15 protein-coding genes and 2 tRNA genes are annotated in these 17,623 nt (G+C 66.3%); 11 read left to right on the plus strand and 6 right to left on the minus strand.

Annotation, left to right across the window (positions count from 1 at the left end):
* Positions 1 to 2: 2 nt before the first annotated feature.
* The gene (gene malQ / locus FB459_RS07095) at positions 3 to 2,213 is read left to right on the plus strand and encodes a 4-alpha-glucanotransferase (protein ID WP_141927958.1); all 2,211 of its coding nucleotides are present in this window, start codon (positions 3 to 5) and stop codon (positions 2,211 to 2,213) included.
* Between the two features lie 60 nt (positions 2,214 to 2,273).
* Here malQ and pepN read toward each other — a convergent pair whose 3' ends face one another.
* The gene (pepN, locus tag FB459_RS07100; protein WP_129624878.1) at positions 2,274 to 4,847 is read right to left on the minus strand and encodes an aminopeptidase N; all 2,574 of its coding nucleotides are present in this window, start codon (positions 4,845 to 4,847) and stop codon (positions 2,274 to 2,276) included.
* A gap of 147 nt (positions 4,848 to 4,994) precedes the next feature.
* Here pepN and FB459_RS07105 point away from each other — a divergent pair, with 147 nt between their 5' ends.
* From FB459_RS07105 to FB459_RS07120, 5 genes are all read left to right on the plus strand, one after another.
* The gene (locus tag FB459_RS07105) at positions 4,995 to 5,612 is read left to right on the plus strand and encodes a mycothiol-dependent nitroreductase Rv2466c family protein (RefSeq protein WP_129624970.1); all 618 of its coding nucleotides are present in this window, start codon (positions 4,995 to 4,997) and stop codon (positions 5,610 to 5,612) included.
* A 16-nt stretch (positions 5,613 to 5,628) separates the two neighbouring features.
* A complete protein-coding gene (locus tag FB459_RS07110) occupies positions 5,629 to 6,096 on the plus strand; it encodes a ribose-5-phosphate isomerase (protein WP_129624879.1) in 468 nt (155 codons plus the stop codon).
* 129 nt (positions 6,097 to 6,225) lie between these two features.
* A complete protein-coding gene (locus FB459_RS07115) occupies positions 6,226 to 7,356 on the plus strand; it encodes a PP2C family protein-serine/threonine phosphatase (RefSeq protein WP_141927959.1) in 1,131 nt (376 codons plus the stop codon).
* Positions 7,357 to 7,505: 149 nt separating this feature from the next.
* The gene (locus tag FB459_RS17230; RefSeq protein WP_170221731.1) at positions 7,506 to 7,994 is read left to right on the plus strand and encodes a hypothetical protein; all 489 of its coding nucleotides are present in this window, start codon (positions 7,506 to 7,508) and stop codon (positions 7,992 to 7,994) included.
* A complete protein-coding gene (locus FB459_RS07120; protein WP_170221769.1) occupies positions 7,991 to 8,977 on the plus strand; it encodes an IS3 family transposase in 987 nt (328 codons plus the stop codon). Before FB459_RS17230 ends, FB459_RS07120 begins: the two co-directional genes overlap by 4 nt.
* 65 nt (positions 8,978 to 9,042) lie before the next feature.
* Here the strand turns inward: FB459_RS07120 and FB459_RS07125 are convergent.
* Positions 9,043 to 9,116: transfer RNA gene (locus FB459_RS07125), tRNA-Pro, on the minus strand.
* Between the two features lie 115 nt (positions 9,117 to 9,231).
* Here FB459_RS07125 and FB459_RS07130 point away from each other — a divergent pair.
* From FB459_RS07130 to clpX, 5 genes are all read left to right on the plus strand, one after another.
* Positions 9,232 to 9,305: transfer RNA gene (locus tag FB459_RS07130), tRNA-Gly, on the plus strand.
* A gap of 41 nt (positions 9,306 to 9,346) precedes the next feature.
* Positions 9,347 to 10,720: a trigger factor gene (gene tig / locus FB459_RS07135; RefSeq protein WP_141927961.1), complete on the plus strand. Its 1,374-nt coding sequence runs from the start codon at positions 9,347 to 9,349 to the stop codon at positions 10,718 to 10,720.
* Between the two features lie 269 nt (positions 10,721 to 10,989).
* Positions 10,990 to 11,577 (plus strand): ATP-dependent Clp protease proteolytic subunit, encoded by a 588-nt coding sequence (locus FB459_RS07140; RefSeq protein ID WP_129624971.1) that lies wholly within the window; start codon positions 10,990 to 10,992, stop codon positions 11,575 to 11,577.
* 29 nt (positions 11,578 to 11,606) lie between these two features.
* Positions 11,607 to 12,254 carry an ATP-dependent Clp protease proteolytic subunit gene (locus FB459_RS07145; RefSeq protein WP_129624882.1) on the plus strand — a complete coding sequence of 216 codons (648 nt, stop codon included), beginning with the start codon at positions 11,607 to 11,609 and terminating at the stop codon, positions 12,252 to 12,254.
* 204 nt (positions 12,255 to 12,458) lie between these two features.
* Positions 12,459 to 13,733: an ATP-dependent Clp protease ATP-binding subunit ClpX gene (gene clpX / locus FB459_RS07150; RefSeq protein WP_129624883.1), complete on the plus strand. Its 1,275-nt coding sequence runs from the start codon at positions 12,459 to 12,461 to the stop codon at positions 13,731 to 13,733.
* Between the two features lie 68 nt (positions 13,734 to 13,801).
* Here the strand turns inward: clpX and FB459_RS07155 are convergent, their stop codons facing one another.
* From FB459_RS07155 to FB459_RS07170, 4 genes are read right to left on the minus strand one after another with little or no spacing between them, the layout of a single operon-like run.
* Positions 13,802 to 14,560: an iron ABC transporter ATP-binding protein gene (locus tag FB459_RS07155; protein WP_141927962.1), complete on the minus strand. Its 759-nt coding sequence runs from the start codon at positions 14,558 to 14,560 to the stop codon at positions 13,802 to 13,804.
* Positions 14,557 to 15,585: an iron chelate uptake ABC transporter family permease subunit gene (locus FB459_RS07160; RefSeq protein WP_141927963.1), complete on the minus strand. Its 1,029-nt coding sequence runs from the start codon at positions 15,583 to 15,585 to the stop codon at positions 14,557 to 14,559. Before FB459_RS07160 ends, FB459_RS07155 begins: the two co-directional genes overlap by 4 nt.
* Positions 15,582 to 16,595 carry an ABC transporter permease gene (locus FB459_RS07165; RefSeq protein WP_141927964.1) on the minus strand — a complete coding sequence of 338 codons (1,014 nt, stop codon included), beginning with the start codon at positions 16,593 to 16,595 and terminating at the stop codon, positions 15,582 to 15,584. Before FB459_RS07165 ends, FB459_RS07160 begins: the two co-directional genes overlap by 4 nt.
* On the minus strand, positions 16,592 to 17,611 hold the full coding sequence (locus FB459_RS07170; protein ID WP_141927965.1) for a siderophore ABC transporter substrate-binding protein: 1,020 nt from the start codon (positions 17,609 to 17,611) through the stop codon (positions 16,592 to 16,594). The genes FB459_RS07165 and FB459_RS07170 overlap by 4 nt, the downstream gene beginning before the upstream one ends.
* Positions 17,612 to 17,623 lie beyond the last annotated feature (12 nt).

Raw genomic sequence — 17,623 nt, forward strand, 5'->3', positions numbered from 1 at the left:
CCATGTCCGACGCCCCGTCCAGCACGCTCATCGACCTCGCCCGCGCCTACGGCGTCGCCACCGACTACTGGGACTGGAAGGGCAACCACGTCCAGGTGTCCGCCCACACCATCAGCACCGTGCTGAGCGTGTTCGACGTGGACGCATCCGACGAACAGTCCGCCCGGGCAGCGCTTGCCCAGCGCGAACTCGAGCCGTGGCGCCGCGTCGTCCCACGTGTGATCGTCCTGCGCGAAGGCTGGACGCCGTGGGTCGCGTTGCATGCAGCCGACGGGGCGCCCAGCGAGGCAAGGCTGCGGTTGGAGGACGGGCGCACTCGAGAGGTCGCCGTCGTCGAACGGTTCGTCGAACCGCGCGAGATCGACGGCGAGATGGTCGCCGAGACCACGATCGAACTGCCCGGCGACCTGCCGCTCGGTTATCACGAACTGATCGTGTCGGTCGGACAGAAGCCGGTGGACGACGCAGCGCCCGCCGCGGAGTCCGTAGCGACGACCGACGGGGCGAAGGCCACACCCCGCCCGACGCAGGAGCACCGCGCGCCGGTGATCGTGACGCCGGAGAAGGTCAGCCTGCCGGCCGCGCTGGAGAACGACAGCGTGTGGGGTCTGATGACCCAGCTGTACACCGTGCGTTCCGAGCGTTCGTGGGGCATCGGCGACGCCGCCGACCTCGCCGAACTCGGTACCTGGGGCGCTCGCCAGGGTGCCGACTTCGCACTGATCAACCCGGTGCACGCCGCCGAACCGGTCGCGACGATGGAGCCCTCGCCGTACCTGCCGACCTCGCGCCGCTTCGTCAACCCGATGTACATCCGGGTCGAGGAAGTACCGGAGATCGGTTACCTGTCCGCAGCCGAACACCAACTCGTGGAGTGGCACAGCGACGACGCCCGCCGGTTGAACAAGCTCGCTCAGCTCGACCGTGACGGCTCCTGGGAGGCCAAGCGGGCCGCCCTGCGGATGATCTTCCGTACCGAACGCACGCACCGCCGCGCTCGCGAGTTCGAGGAGTTCGTGACCCGCGAGGGCCAGGGCCTCATCGATTTCGCCACCTGGTCGGCCATCGTCGTCGACCGCGGGTTGCCCTGGGAGACATGGCCGCAGGAGCTACGCGACCCACGCAGCGAGGCCGTTGCTGCCGAGCGGGAACGTCTGGCCGACGAGGTCGAGTTCCAGTGCTGGTTGCAGTGGATCGTGCAGAGCCAGTTGACCGATGCCCAGCGGGAACTGCGCGCCGCCGGCATGGGTGTCGGCGTCGTCCACGACCTCGCAGTCGGCGTGCACCCCGGTGGCGCGGACGCCTGGGCGCTCGGAGACGTGCTCGCCCACCAGGTGAGCGTCGGCGCCCCGCCGGACGACTACAACCAGATGGGGCAGGACTGGAGCCAGCCGCCGTGGCGCCCGGACCGCCTGGCCGAACTCGGGTACGCGCCGTTCCGCGACATGCTTCGCACCGTGCTGCGCATGGCAGGCGGCATCCGCGTCGACCACATCCTCGGACTCTTCCGTCTGTGGTGGGTGCCGCGCGGGGAGTCCCCGAAGAACGGCACCTACGTGCGCTACGACCACGAGGCGATGGTCGGCATCCTGGCGCTCGAGGCCCAGCGCGCCGGCGCCGTCGTGATCGGCGAAGACCTCGGCACGGTCGAGGACTGGGTCCGTGACTACCTGCTGGAGCGCGGCCTGCTCGGCACGTCGATCCTGTGGTTCGAGCGCAAGGACGGCTCCGCTCCGCGTGCCCCCGAGACCTATCGGTCGCTGTGCCTGGCGAGCGTCACCACGCACGACCTGCCGCCCACCGCCGGGTACCTGCAGGGAGAGCACATCGCGGTGCGTCACGAACTTGGTCTGCTCACTCGTCCGTTGGAGGAGGAGATCGCCGAGGACGACGCTCAGCGCGAGGCAGTGCTGTCGGAGTTGCGCGAGCGGGGTCTGCTCAAGGAGAAGGCCGGCATCGAGGAGCAGGTCGACGCCCTGCACAAGTACCTCGCATGGGCACCGAGCAAGATGCTCGGAGTCTCGGTGAACGACCTGGTCGGTGACGTGCGCACGATCAACCAGCCGGGTACCGACGAGGAGTACCCGAACTGGCGTCTGCCTCTTGCAGACGGCAACCACAAGCTGGTCACGCTGGACGAGGTGATGATCAGTCGTCGCGCCAAGCGACTGATCCGATGCGTGAACCACCGCGACGCCGAGCCGCAGAACTGACCGCACGAAACGCACGGCCCCGCTCCGATCGGAGCGGGGCCGTGCGTTTCGTGCGATGGATCAGAGCGTAGCGTCGTATGCCTGCGCGGTGAGGGCCCGCTGGACGTCGTCGCGGTGCTCGGTCACCACACGCACCAGACCGGCCGGCGCGGACGCGTTCTCGTCCAGCCATTGCTGAGCTGCACCGAGCAGATCCGGCGAGGTCAGCGACACCGGGAACGCCAGGTTGGCGATGCTCTGACCGATGTGGAACGTTCGGTCTGCCCACATCGAAGTCAGCATGGCGAAGTACTTGTCCGCATAGGGGGCGAGCAGTTGCCGGTCGTGCACCCGCTGCAGACCCTTGCCGATCGCCTCGATCGTTTGGTTGGGCAGACCCGGAGTCTCGACCAGCTTGCTCCACGCCTCGGCCTTCGCCTCGGGGGTGGGCAGCGCCGCCCGCACGAGGGCGGCCCGTTCCTTGCCGCTGGCGGTCGCGTCCTTCTGCTCCTCGGCGGCGATCTCGTCCTCCTGCGCGGCCCCTGCGGCGGCGAGTGACGTGAGCAACGACCAGCGCAGATCCTGGTCGATCGCCAGGCCCTCGAACGACTCCTGACCCGACAGCAGACCTCGCACCAACGCGACATCGTCCTTGGTGGACGCGTACGCGGCGAACGCCTCGGTGAGCTGCAACTGGGCGTCCGAACCAGGAGCTGCCTGGGACGCGGCCTCGCGCAACGTGGCGGTGACGTGCGCACGCACCTCGTCCTGCGCGTCCGGGCTGATGTACAGCTCGGTCAGCTGGCGCAGCACGGTGAGCATCATCCGCAGGATTCCCGAGTGGGTCTCCTTGCCGACGAGCACCTGGAGCACCGAGACGAGGTCGCGGCCACGCAGCTGCGCATCACGCGTCATGTCCCACAGGGCACCCAGCACGAGCGCGCGGGGGAGTGAGTCGAACCCTTCGGGCTGCTCGATCACCGCCGCCATCGACGCGTCGTCCAGGCGGATCTTGGCATAGGCCAGGTCGTCGTCGTTGAGCAGGATCACGCCGGGATGCGTCGTGCCGACGAGTGCGTCGACGCTCGTGCTCGCGCCGTCCACGTCAACCTCGACGCGGTTGGTACGAACCCACGAATCGCCCTGGCGCTCATAGCAACCCACAGCGAGGCGGTGCGGGCGCAGTGTCGGGAGCTCCTCGGTGGCCGTCTGCTCGATGACGAAGGACGAGATCGTGCCGTCGTCGCCCGTCTCCAGCTTCGGAGTGAGGGTGTTGACGCCCGCGGTCTCCAGCCAGAGCGCCGACCACGCCTTCAGGTCGCGGCCGGAGGCGTCCGCAAGTTCTGTCAGCAGGTCGGGCAGGGTCGTGTTGCCCCACGCGTACTTGGCGAAATAGGAGCGCAGACCCTGCACGAACCGGTCGCGGCCGACGTACGCGACGAGTTGCTTCAGCACGGACGCACCCTTGGCGTAGGTGATGCCGTCGAAGTTGGACTCGACGTCCTCGAGGTCGCCGATGTCGGCGACGATCGGGTGGGTGGAGCTCAGCTGGTCCTGGTTGTAGGCCCAGGTCTTCTCCAAGATCGAGAAGGTCGTCCAGGCCTCGTCCCATTCGGTCGCTTCCGCCTGGCAGACGGTGGACGCCCACTCGGCGAACGACTCGTTGAGCCACAGGTCGTTCCACCACTTCATGGTGACCAGGTCGCCGAACCACATGTGCGCGAGTTCGTGCAGGATCGTGAGCGCGCGGCGTTCGATCTTCGCGTCCGAGACCTTCGAACGGAAGATGTAGATCTCGTTGAAGGTCACGCAGCCGGCGTTCTCCATCGCCCCCGCGTTGTATTCGGGGGTGAAGATCTGGTCGTACTTCTCGAACGGGTACTCGCAGTCGAACTCGTTCTCGAAGAACTCGAATCCGCGTTTGGTGCAGTCGAACACGTTGTCGGAGTCGAGGAACTCGCTCAACGACCTGCGGCAGTAGATCGCCAGCGGCACCTCGCCGCGACGGGTCGAGACGCTGTCGCGGACGACGTCGTACGGGCCTGCGACGAGCGCAGTGATGTAGGACGACATGACCGGGGTGGCCCCGAACGACCAGGTTGCGGTCGGGCGCTCGTTGCCGGAAGGGTCGCGCCAGGTGTGCTCGGCGGGCTGCGGTTCGGGGGTCGGCTGGTTGGAGACGATCTGCCAATGGGCGGGCGCGGTGACGGTGAAGCGGAACGTGGCCTTGAGGTCGGGCTGATCCCACACGGCGAACATCCGGCGGCAGTCGGCGACCTCGAACTGGCTGTAGAGGTAGACCTCGTTGTCGACCGGGTCGACGAAACGGTGCAGGCCCTCACCGGTGTTCATGTAGGTGCCGGTGCCTTCGACCCGCAGCCGGTTCTCGCCGGAGCGCACCGTCAACGCGATGCGCGCACCGTCGTAACTGCCGGCGGCGTCGAGCGATTCGCCGTTGAGTTCGAGGCCGGTGACGGTGCCGTCGACGAAGTCGATGAAGGTGTCGCCGTCCTGCTCGGCGGTGAAGACCACCTCGGTGACGGATCCGAACGTTTTCTCCTCGCTCGTCAGATCGAGGGTCACGTCATAGGACGCGACGTCGATCAGTGTCGAGCGGCCCTCGGCCTCGGTACGGGTCAGGTTGGTGGTTGCCACCGATGAACTCCTTCGTGGGGATCCGGACGTGAGCACTTCGTCGGGCGCACGCGGACGACATGCTCCCACGCGGGCGTCCGACGCGTTTGGCAGGATGAGCACGTGACTGACACCGACGCCCCGCAGGGCGGCCGAAAGACGGCCGAGATGTTCTTCGATCCGATGTGCCCGTGGGCCTGGATGACCTCCCGCTGGATGATGCAGGTCGAGCAGGTCCGTGACGTCGACGTCACCTGGTCGGTGATGTCGCTCAGCGTCCTCAACGAGGGCCGCGATCTGCCGCAGAGCTACCGCGAGATGCTCGACCGCGGGTGGCTGCCGGTGCGAACGGTGATCGCCGCCGAACTCTCGGTGCCGCAGGACGAGCGGAACGACGTCCGTAAGAAGCTGTACGACGCGATGGGTCAGCGCATCCACCTCGAAGGCCGCGGACGCGACGAGAAGGACCTGCGTCAGGTCTGCGTCGAGGCGCTCGAGGACGCCGGTCTGCCGGCCGATCTGATCGACCGCGCCGAGAACGTCCCCGGTGACGAGGTCGACCAGGCGTTGCGTGCTTCGCACCAGCGGGCGATCGACCTGGTCGGTGACGAGGTCGGGACGCCGGTCGTGGCGTTCGAGGGCGTCGCGTTCTTCGGCCCGGTGGTCACCCCGGCACCCAAGGGCGAGGCCGCCGGCAAGCTCTGGGACGGCTGCCTGCTGGTCGCCGGCACGCCCGGCTTCTACGAACTCAAGCGCACCCGCGACGCCGACCCCGACTTCAGCTGAAAGAGAGAGAAGCCTCATGCGAGTTCACATCGGTGGCGACCACGCCGCCTACGAGATGCAGCGCGGCCTGGTCGAATGGCTGGTCGAGCAGGGCCACGAGGTCGTCGACCACGGTCCGGCGCAGTACGACGAGCATGACAACTACCCGGTCTATGTGCTGCGCGCCGCCGAAGGTGTCGCCGCAGACCCGGGATCGTTGGGCATCGTGCTCGGCGGGTCCGGCAACGGCGAGCAGATGGCGGCCAACAAGGTGAAGGGCATCCGCGCGGCGCTGTGCTACTCGACGGAGTTGGCGCAGCTCGCCCGTGAGCACAACGACGCTCAGATCATCTCGTTGGGTGGACGCTTCCATACCCAGGAACAGGCCCAGGCGATGGTGAAAGTGTTCCTCGAGACGCCGTACGCCGGAGTTGCCCGTCATCAGCGGCGCTTGGACATGGTGACTGCGTATGAGAACAGTGGAGAGTTGCCCGCCGAGGACTAGCCCGACACACCCGCACGGGTGCTTGGCGGGAGGGCAGGGTACGCCCCTCGCGGCTCGATGGGGGAGAAACGGGTATGGATTTGTCCAACTTCATTTCCCTATACATCGCCGGACGGTTAGCGTTGCGGCATGGGAATCGAGCAATCGCTGTCACCGGGACTGTCGTCCCGGCCGATGCGCTGGCTCCTGCGTCGGCAGCGGACGGCGGCACCCACCTTCGACCTGCCACGCTCGGCCTGGATCATCACCGCCGCAATCGTCACGATCGCGACTTTCCTGGTGTTGTTGTTCGAGGTTCGTCCCGACTACAGCTACGGCCTCTTCCTCCCGCCGGTGCTCGCGAGCGGTCTGATGCTCAGTGGCCGGCTCATGGGGGTCGCGCTCGCTTATTGCTGTCTGGCGTTCGTCCTGGTCGCCTTCATCCGCACCCCCGACCTCACCGAGCGTGCGGCCACCAGCGCGATCGCGATCGGCGTGACCGCCGCCATCGTGGCGGCCCTGGACCGCACCTGGACGCGCAGCAGCGGCATCTCCCACCAGGTTGCGGCGACCCTGCTCACCGACCTACGCCAGCGGCACGAGGTGCAGACCCACATGCCCGACCTGCCACCGGGCTGGAGTCTCGACAGCGCGGTCATGCCCGCTCACGACGAGGCGTTCTGCGGCGACGTCGTGGTCGGTTGCGAGGTCAGCGGAGTCTTCAATGCTGCGGTGCTCGACGTGTCGGGCAAGGGCTCGACCGCCGGATCCCGGGCCGTATTGCTCGGTGGCGCGGTCTCCGGTCTGCTCGGTGCCCTTGAACCGTCCCGCGTCCTGCCCGCCATCAACGACTACCTGGTCCGTCAGGGCTGGACCGACGGTTTTGCGACCGCGACCCACGTCGCCGTCGACCTCGCCGACGGTGCCTTCTCGCTCGGTTCGGCCGGGCATCCGGCCGCCGTGCAGTTTCACGCCGGCGCCGGACGCTGGGAAGCGATGACCACTGAGGCCGGGGTCGTCCTCGGCATCATCGACCACCTCACCGAGCGCGACTACCCCCGGGTGCGCGGACAACTGCTGCCCGGCGACATCCTGGTGCTGTTCAGTGACGGCGTCGTGGAGCACAAGGACGTCGACATCTCCCAGGGCATCGACCGCATGCTCGGTCATGCGGAGCGCGAGATCAGTTCCTCGATCGTGGGCTCGGCCAAGCGCATCTGCCAGACCGCCCGGGCCGGCGAGACCGACGACCGCACGGTCGTCGTCCTGCGCCGTAACTGACCCCTCTCGCCGACTTCGGCTCGGCGGCTTTTCAGGCCGTCGATTTCGCCCTCGTATTCGGCAACGCGCGAGTCCACGACAGTTGCGCACGCTATGCCCCAGTGCGTCAGGCTGTTGTGAGACAGCTGGGTGGGGAAAGGATTTCCCTGATGGTTTCTGATGAGGTGCCGTTTCGTCCGTCGCGTCATGCGGCTTTCACTGATGAGCAGCGGTGGGCTCTGCTGCTGGAGCATGACCAGTGCCTCGAGCGTGGTGCGAAGGCCGCGTTCCTGCGTAGGGTCGGTGTCACGCCGTTCTCGATCAAGAAGTGGTCGATGTGGCGGGACGCTGGCCGGTTGGTCGACCCGGCCACCAAAGAGCCAACGACGGTAGCGAGGCACGTGTTGAAATATGACGAACGCGTTGAGCTGGAACGGTTGCGGCGTGAGAACCAGCGGTTGCAACAAGAACTGGAGCAATCGCAGTCCGCGGTGGAACTGCTGGGAAAAGCTGCCGCGCTCTTGGAGGGATTGGCCAAGAGCGCGGGCCCCAACCAGGAGGAACCACCACCCCGCCCGGGGATGCCGGACTGGTTGAGAGACCCCGATACTTCGAGGTTGCCGCCGATACCGTCACGGCCCTCGGCCATGCCGGAGTGAGCATCGTCCAGGGTTGTGCCTGGCTGGGGATCGCTCGGTCGTCCTACTACCGATATCTCAATCCGCCCCCACGGATCGGGGTGGTGGTGCCCCACACGGAACGGGCGTACCCCAACCGTGTCACCGCTGCCGAGGCGAAGGCCGTGGTGCAGGCCCTCAACACGGTCGAGTTGGCAGGGTTATCGATCCGGCAGGCACACTTCGAACTACTGGATCAGGGCGTGTACCTGTGTTCGTTGCCCTCGATGCACCGCATCATGCGTCGCGAAGGGCAGTCCAGTGATCGCCGCCGGCACACCGCGCACCGCGGGTACGGTGCACGGTCCACTCCCCGGTTGCACGCCACCGCCCCGGGACAAGTGTGGTGCTGGGACATCACCAACCTGCCCGGTCCAGGACGGATGAGTTTCAAGCTGTACTCGATGATCGATCTGTACTCGAGGTACGTGGTCGGGTACCGCGTCGAGCACGTCGAGGACCACCGGTTCACCCAGGAACTGTTCAACAACGCGTTCACCGCCCAGCAGGGCACACCGCAGGTCATCCATGCCGACAACGGTGGCGTGATGCGAGCCGGGACCGTGCGAGAACTGCTGGCCACGATGCACGTCCACGCCTCGTACTCACGCCCTCGGGTGTCGAACGACAATGCGTTCGCCGAGGCGTTGTTCAAAACGGTGAAGTACGACCTGGACTACCCCGAAGAGTTCGACTCCTTAGAACACGCGCGGCAGTGGAGTGCCGAGTTCTTCGACCGGTATAACACCCGCCACCACCACGCCGGCCTCGCCGGACACACCCCGGCCCGAGTCCACCACGGCACCTGGAGCAGTACCCACGACCAGTGGGCAACCACCAAAGCCGCCTACGCCGCCAAGCACACCGCCCGGCACCACAAACCGCCGATCACGCACATGCCCCCAGACACCGTCTGGATCAACAAACCCAACACACCCAACCCACAGCTGTCCCAAACAGCTTGATTCATTCCGTATGACCTGCGCGACCGTCGATAACTCGCGCATCTACTACAGGCGAAGCCCGGACGTCGGGGTAGCCGGATTCGAACCGGCGGCCTTCCGCTCCCAAAGCGGACGCGCTACCAAGCTGCGCCATACCCCGTATCGGTATGTCTGCCGACCGGTTTTTGCTGCGGTCGGCAGAGTAGGTAGGCTAACCCCTCGGTACATCAGACCGGACGTCGGGCCGCCCGACGCGAAGGTCGCCGATGTTCCGTGCGGGCGTAGCTCAATGGTAGAGCCTCAGTCTTCCAAACTGATTACGCGAGTTCGATTCTCGTCGCCCGCTCCAGTAATGAGCGAGACCGTTCCCAACCCTTTGGAGTGCCTGTAGTGAAGAGCGCCGTCGAGACCCTCAACCCGACCCGGGTCAAGCTGACCGTCGAGGTGCCGTTCGAGGAGCTCAAGCCGAGCCTGGACGCCGCGTACACCGCGATCGGCAACCAGGTTCAGATCCCCGGCTTCCGCAAGGGCAAGGTGCCGGCCCGGATCATCGAGCAGCGCTTCGGCCGCGGTGCGGTCGTCAGCGAGGCGATCAACGAGGCCCTGCCGAACTTCTACGCCCAGGCCATCGAGGAGAACGACCTGCAGCCGCTGGGTCAGCCCGAGGTCGACGTGACCGGCGCTCCGACCGAGGGCGACGACCCGCTGGTCTTCACCGCCGAGGTCGACGTGCTTCCCGAGTTCGACCTGCCCGACTTGTCGGCCATCAAGGTCGAGGTCGATCCGCTGAAGGTCACCGACGAGGACGTCGACGCCGAGGTCGAGGCGCTGCGTGAGCGTTTCGGCACCCTGAAGACCGTCGAGCGCGCCGCCACCAAGGGCGACTTCGTGACGATCGACCTCAAGGCGTCCATCGGTGACGAGGAGATCGACAGCGTCGAGGGCATCTCCTACGAGGTCGGTGCGGGCAACATGCTCGAGGGCATGGACGAGGCACTCGAGGGCCTGAAGGCAGGCGAGTCCAAGGACTTCACCGCGGCGCTGGCCGGTGGCGAGCACGAGGGTCAGGACGCGTCCTGCACCGTGACGCTGCAGGCGGTCAAGGAGCGCGAGCTGCCCGAACTCGACGACGATTTCGCCCAGATGGCCTCCGAGCACGACACGATGGACGAACTGCGTGAGCAGTTGAGCCAGCAGGCGGAGAACTCCAAGCGTTTCCAGCAGGGTGTGCAGGCGCGTGACAAGGTGCTGGAGCACCTGCTCGAGAATGTCGAGATCGCGCTGCCGCAGAGCATTATCGACGCCGAGGTCAACAACCACCTCGAGGGCGAAGGCCGCATGGACGACGACGAGCACCGCGCGGAGGTCGACGAGTCGACCCGCCGGGCGCTGAAGTCGCAGATCCTGCTGGACAAGATCGTGGCCCAGGACGACGTCAAGGTCTCCCAGGAGGAACTCATCGAGTACCTCATCATGTCGGCGCAGCAGTACGGCATGGACCCGAACACCTTCGCGCAGGCGCTCGACCAGCAGGGCCAGGTGCCGCAGGTGATGTCCGAGGTCGGTCGGCGCAAGGCGCTGGCGTCCGTCCTGGAGAAGGTCGAGGTTGTCGACACCGACGGCAACACCGTCGACCTGAACCAGGAGATGGAGGTCGAGGACCACTTCGACGGCGAACTCGACGGCAGCGACGAGGACGACATCGAGAGCGAGACCGAGACCGCCGATGTTTCGGCCGAGGACGAGGGCACGAAGGACGCCTGATCAGGCTCCGCACACTGCGCGAACACCGCGTGAAGGCGCACGAGCACCCGCTCGTGCGCCTTCGCCGTCCCCGGGGTGGACCGACCGAAGAACGTGCGGCCGGTGGGTCTTGCGCTCAGGGCGAACAAGGGTCCGGGTCGGGACGAAACCGTCGGTGGTGCGCGTTAGGGTCGAGTGGAAGTGGACATCGGTCCCGTAGGAACGAAGAACGAACAGATGGAGTAACGATGACGGAGCGCAGCAACGCGCCGGTCGGCACGCCGGTCGGCATGGCCACCCAGCCGGTCGCCGGCCTCGACGACCAGATCTACAACCGGCTGCTCAAGGAACGCATCATCTTCCTGGGCTCGGACGTTCGCGACGACAACGCGAACGCCATCTGCGCGCAGCTGCTGCTGTTGGCGGCCGAAGACCCGGAGAAGGACATCTGGCTGTACATCAACAGCCCCGGTGGTTCGGTGACCGCAGGTATGGCGATCTACGACACGATGAACTGGATTCCCAACGACGTCGCGACCGTGGCGATGGGCCTGGCTGCCTCCATGGGCCAGTTCCTGCTCTCGGCCGGCACCAAGGGAAAGCGCTACGCCACCCCGCACGCGCGCATCATGATGCACCAACCCTCCGGTGGTATCGGCGGTACGGCCTCCGACATCCGTACCCAGGCCGAACTGCTGCTGGGCATGAAGAAGGAACTCGCCGAACTCATCGCCGAGCACACCGGCCAGTCGGTCGACCAGGTCGAGAAGGACTCCGACCGCGACCGTTGGTTCTCGGCCCGTGAGGCCAAGGAGTACGGCTTCGTCGACCACGTCTTCGAGCGTTCGGTCGACGCCCCGGGTGAGGTGCAGGCATGAGCTACTCGATGAATCGGCTTGGAGCACAGATGAATTCGAACAACCAGGGCGGGCTCTACGTGCCGCCGAGCAACCGCTACATCCTTCCGCAGTTCGAGGAGCGCACCTCGTACGGCATGAAGCGGTCCGACCCGTACAACAAGCTGTTCGAGGACCGCATCATCTTCCTCGGCGTGCAGGTCGACGACGCGTCCGCGGACGACATCATCGCCCAGTTGGTCGTGCTGGAAAGCCAGGACCCCGACCGCGACATCCTCATGTACATCAACAGCCCGGGTGGTTCGTTCACCGCGCTGACCGCGATCTACGACACGATGCAGTACATCCAGCCGGATGTGCAGACCTTCGTGATCGGTCAGGCCGCCTCGGCTGCCGCCGTCCTGCTCGGCGCGGGTGCACCGGGCAAGCGGTTCGCACTGCCGAACGCGCGCATCCTGATCCACCAGCCGGCGATGGAGGGCTCGGGCGGTACGGCCTCCGACCTGGAGATCACCGCCAACGAGATCTTCCGGATGCGTGACTGGCTGGAGCAGACGATCGCCACGCACACCGGCCGTTCCAAGGAGCAGGTCGAGCGTGACATCGAACGCGACAAGATCCTGACCGCCGCCGAGGCCAAGGAGTACGGCCTCATCGACGAGGTGCTGGCTTCGCGTAAGGCCTCGCTTCAGCCGTGAGCGCCCGGTGATGGTGCGCACGTGAGGTGAGGGTCCCGATCCCGGGTGGATCGGGGCCCTCAGCGTTAAGCCCTCGGCGGACACGAGTGACGCGACGCCCGACACCGGGGTTCAATGAAGGTGGATGTCGTAGCCAGCAGGTAGCGTCGTCCGAGTCATGCGAACCAAGGACGCATGACGAGTCGAGCAGGGAGAAGGAAGCGCGTGGCACGTATGGGAGAGAGCAGCGATCTGCTGAAGTGCTCGTTCTGCGGAAAGAGCCAGAAGCAGGTCAAGAAGCTCATCGCCGGACCGGGCGTCTACATCTGCGACGAGTGCATCGACCTGTGCAACGAGATCATCGAGGAAGAGCTGGCCGAGACCAGCGAGCTGGGCCTGGAGAAGCTGCCCAAGCCCAAGGAGATCTTCGAGTTCCTCGAGCAGTACGTCATCGGTCAGACTCCCGCCAAGCGTTCGCTGGCCGTCGCGGTCTACAACCACTACAAGCGCATCCAGGCCGCCGAGCAGGCGCCGAAGAAGGACGCCGACGGTGTCGAGATCGCCAAGAGCAACATCCTGCTGATCGGCCCGACCGGGTGCGGCAAGACCTACCTGGCGCAGACCCTCGCCCGCATGCTCAACGTCCCGTTCGCGATCGCCGACGCCACCGCGCTGACCGAGGCCGGTTATGTCGGTGAAGACGTCGAGAACATTCTGCTGAAGCTGATCCAGGCCGCCGACTTCGATGTGAAGAAGGCCGAGACCGGCATCATCTACATCGACGAGATCGACAAGGTCGCCCGCAAGAGCGAGAACCCCTCGATCACCCGCGACGTCTCCGGCGAGGGCGTGCAGCAGGCGCTGCTGAAGATCCTGGAAGGCACCAGCGCCTCGGTGCCCCCGCAGGGCGGACGCAAGCACCCACACCAGGAGTTCATCCAGATCGACACCACCAATGTGTTGTTCATCGTAGGTGGAGCGTTCGCCGGCCTGGAGAAGATCATCGAGAGCCGCGCCGGCCGGCAGGGCCTGGGCTTCGGCTCCGAACTGCGTCAGGCGTCCGACCCGATGTCCAGCTTCGCCGAGGTGCTGCCCGAGGACTTGATGAAGTTCGGTCTGATTCCCGAGTTCATCGGGCGTCTGCCGGTCATCACCACTGTCGAGCCGATCGACCGCGACGGCCTGGTGTCGATCCTCACTGAGCCGCGCAACGCGTTGGTGAAGCAGTACCAGAAGATGTTCGAGATCGACGGCGTCGAGTTGGAGTTCACCCCGGACGCGATCGAGGCCGTTGCCGAGCAGGCGAACCTGCGGGGCACCGGCGCTCGCGGCCTGCGCGCGATCATGGAAGAGGTGCTCATGCCGGTCATGTTCGACGTCCCCAGTGACGACGACATCGCTCGTGTTGTGGTCACTCGTGAGGTCGTGCTCGACAACGTCCTGCCGACGATCGTGAAGCGCGAGCCCCGCAAGCGCACGCAGCGCAAGGAATCTGCCTGACAGACAACGAAATCGGCCCCCTCGAGATCCATCTCGAGGGGGCCGATCTGTTTGGTCGCGTGGCGGACTCACTCGAAGTAGACGGCCACGCGGCGTCCGCGCGCCTCGAGCACCTCGACGTCCACCTCGTACACCTCACGCAGCACGTCCGGGTCGATGATGAGTTCGGGGGAGCCCTGCGCGAGCACCCGACCGTCGCGCATCGCGATGATCTGGTCGCAGTAGGCGGCGGCGATGTTGATGTCGTGCAGCACGACGACGACGGTCTTGCCGAGGTCGTGCACCAGTGAGCGCAGGCGTTGCATCATCGCGACCGCGTGCTTGATGTCGAGGTTGTTCAGTGGCTCGTCGAGCAGGATGTGCGGGGTGTCCTGCGCGAGCACCATTGCGATGAACGCGCGTTGTCGTTGGCCGCCGGACAGCTGGTCGAGGTAGCGGTCGCGCAGGTCGACCAGATCGGCGAAACGGATCGCCTCCTCGACGTGGCGGTGGTCCTCGGGGCGCAGGCGTCCCTTGCAGTGCGGGAAACGTCCGAAGCGGACCAGATCGGCGACGGTCAGCCGCGCGGTGAGGTGGTTTTCCTGCCGCAGGATCGACACGACCTTGCTGATCTCGACGTTGGGGCTGTGCTGCACGTCGAGCCCGCCGACCAGGGCGCGCCCGTTGGTGGGCTTCAGCAGACGCCCGGTCACCGACAGCAGCGTCGACTTGCCCGCGCCGTTCGGACCGACGAGCGCCGTCAAGCGACCGTCCGGGATCGACAAGGACGGGACGTCGAGCACGGTGGCCTCGTCGTAGCGGACGGTGAGGTCGTGGAGCTCGATCACAGGCGGACTCTCCTCATGAGCAGGTAGATGAAGTAGGCGCCGCCGATCAGATTGATCACGACCGACAGCGGCGCGCCGAAGTTGAGGACACGGCTGACCAGCAACTGACCGAACACCGTGGCGCAGATGCCGACCAGCATCGCGCCGAGGATCAACGGACCATGCCCGGGGGAGGCGACGACCTGGCGGGCGACATTGGCGACGATCAGGCCGAGGAAGGTCATCGGTCCGACCAGTGCCGTGGAACTGGCGACCAGCACGGTGATCACCGTGAGCGTCAGACCGACGACCAAGCGGTAGCGCAGGCCGAGGATGATCGCGCGCTCGGTGCCGAGGTTCAGCAGGTCGAGGTACTTCAGCAGTGGAACGCATGCCGCCACAGCCACGGCGGTGAGGACTGCTGTCGCCTTCAGCACCGACTCGTCGGCCGTACTGAAGGAGGCGAACATGATGTCCTGCACGGTCAGGAAGTCGGTGGGGGACAGCATCCGGGAGGCGAAGGACCCCAACGAGGAGAACAACGCGCTGCACACCATCCCGATGAGCACCATCACTACAAGGTTGCGCCCGGAGACATGCAACAGCAGCCCGAAGATAACCACGCCGAACAGGCTCAACGCTGCGGCATTCAGAACAGTCGTGGTGACCGGTGACATCCCGACGAGCGTGTCGGTGCCGAGCATCAGCACGATCAGCGTGCCGAGCAGGACGTACAGCGCATCGAATCCCATCACTCCGGGAGTCAGCAGGGGAGAACCGGCGAGGGTCTGGAAGAGAACGGCCGAGACACCGCACGAGACGCCGGCGATGACCAGGCTCGCGAGCTGGCGACGGCGCAGGTCCAGCGCGTAGGAACTGGCGCTCGGCAGGTCCCAGAACTGGTAGACCGCGACGGCGGCAACGGCGACGGCCGCCAGAACCAGGAGTCCGGTGTGGATCCGACGGCGGCGGGCACGCTCGAACTCGGTGACGATCGGCCGGTCGGCAGGTGCGTGATCGGCAGGACGCGTGGCGGTCGTGGTCATCGCAGGTCACCTCGCGCAGCCCGCAGGATCAGCACGATGAACACGGCGGCACCGATGATGCCGGCGATGGTTGCGAACGGCACCTCGTACGGGAAGCGCACCAGGCGTCCGACCAGGTCGCAAGCCACGACGAAACCGGCGCCGGCCAGCGCGGTGATCGGCAGCACGCGTCGGACGTTGTCGCCGAGCATCATCGAGACGATGTTCGGCACGATCAGGCCGAGGAAGGGGATCGCCCCGACGACGACCACGACGAGCGCGGCCATCATCGAGACCACCACCAGGCCGATGTACAGGACGCTGCGGTACTTCACACCGAGATTGGTGGCGACGTCCTCACCCATACCGACGACGGTGAAGCGGTCGGCGAACAGATAGCCGATCGCGCCGACGGCGAGCACCAGGTAGAGCGGTTCGTAGGTGCCTTCGCGCAGCGACGAACCGGCGCCGGTCGTCCAGAGTTCGAGCATCTGCAGCAGGTCGGCCTGGTAAGCCAGGTAGGCACCGACCGCGCCGAGGACACCGCCGTACATCATGCCCACGAGCGCGACGGTGAGCGTGTCGGCCCGGCGCAGGGTCTGCAGCAGAAAGAGAAATCCGATGGTGCCGATGATCGCGGTACCGATCGCAAAACCCATCTGCGCCAGCAGGCCGGCGGACGGGACGAGGAGCGCGCTGGCGATGACGCCCAGCACGGCGGCCTCGACGGTGCCCGAGGTGCTCGGTGAGACGAAGCGGTTGCCGGTGATTCGCTGCATGATCAGACCCGCGACCGCCATGGCGGCACCTGCCAGCAGCAGCGCGACCAATCGAGGGATGCGCGAGACGCGCAGGATTTCCCACTGCGCGGCGTTCGGGCTGAAGACGTCGAGCGGGCCGACGCCCGCGACGCCGACACCGAGCGACAGTGCGCTCAGGACGACGACCAGGACGCCGGCCACGGACACCGGGGACGGACGCAGCGAACGACCCTCCCCGGACGCCTTCACTGCGGTGGCCGAAGCGCTCACAGCACCTTTGTGAGGTCGTTCGCAGCGGCGATGTAGGACAGCGGCGTGTCCGCGGCGAGGTACCAGGAGAAGCCGTCGACGGTGGAGATCTTCTTGTTCTTCGCGGCGTCGGTCTTGTTGACCAGCCCGGAGTTCAACACGTCGAGCGCGGGCTTGCCGGACTGGCCGATCGCGCGGCTGCGGTCGAGCACCACGATGCGGCTGGGGTTGTACTTCAGGAAGAACTCCTGGTTGATCTCCTCGCCGTGACCGCCGTCCTTCTTGAACGGTGCGTTCACCGGCTTGAATCCGAACTCGGACCAGACGGCGCTGAAGCGCGAGCCGGGCCCGTACGCGGCGACCTTCCCGCCGGAGACCTGGACGAACATCGTCGTGCCGCCGGCCTTGGCGGCCTTGGTCTTGACATCACTGATCGACTTGTCCATCGCGGCGAGGTTCGTCCTGGCCTGCGCGGACTTGCCCCAGATGGAGGCGAGCGTCTCGTAGCGGTCGGCGACGACCTCCATGCGCTGCTTCGGGTCATCGGTGCGCACGGACATGTCGATCACATTGGGAGTGATCTTGCTCATTTCCTTCAGCACCTTCGCATTACCCGAACGGCCGCCGATGATGATGAGATCGGGCTCGAGTTCGGCGATGCCCTCATAGTCGGGTTCGAACAGCGTGCCGACCGTCTTGACCGACTTCAGCGGCGTCAAGTCGGTGGGTAGTTCACCGTTGGGCTTCGGCACGGCGGCGATCGGCACACCGAGCTGGGTCAGGCTGCGGGCGACGCTCCAGTCGAGGACGACGACCTTGCCGGGGTTCGCGGCGACCTTCACCGCACGCCCCTGAGCGTCCTTGACGGTCACCGGGCCGTTGGCCTTGCTGGCGGAGGTCGTGGAGTTCTGGCCGGTACCGGCGCCAGCAGCCTCGGTCTTCTTCTCGGCGTCCGCAGAGCCGCAGGCGGTGAGCACCAGGCCGAGTGCGGCGGTCAGGGCGATGGTGCGGGCTGAGCGTGAAGCGGAGACGAGCACGGTGGAACCTTT

This window comes from Yimella lutea (genome assembly GCF_006715095.1).
GTDB classification, from domain to species: domain Bacteria; phylum Actinomycetota; class Actinomycetes; order Actinomycetales; family Dermatophilaceae; genus Yimella; species Yimella lutea.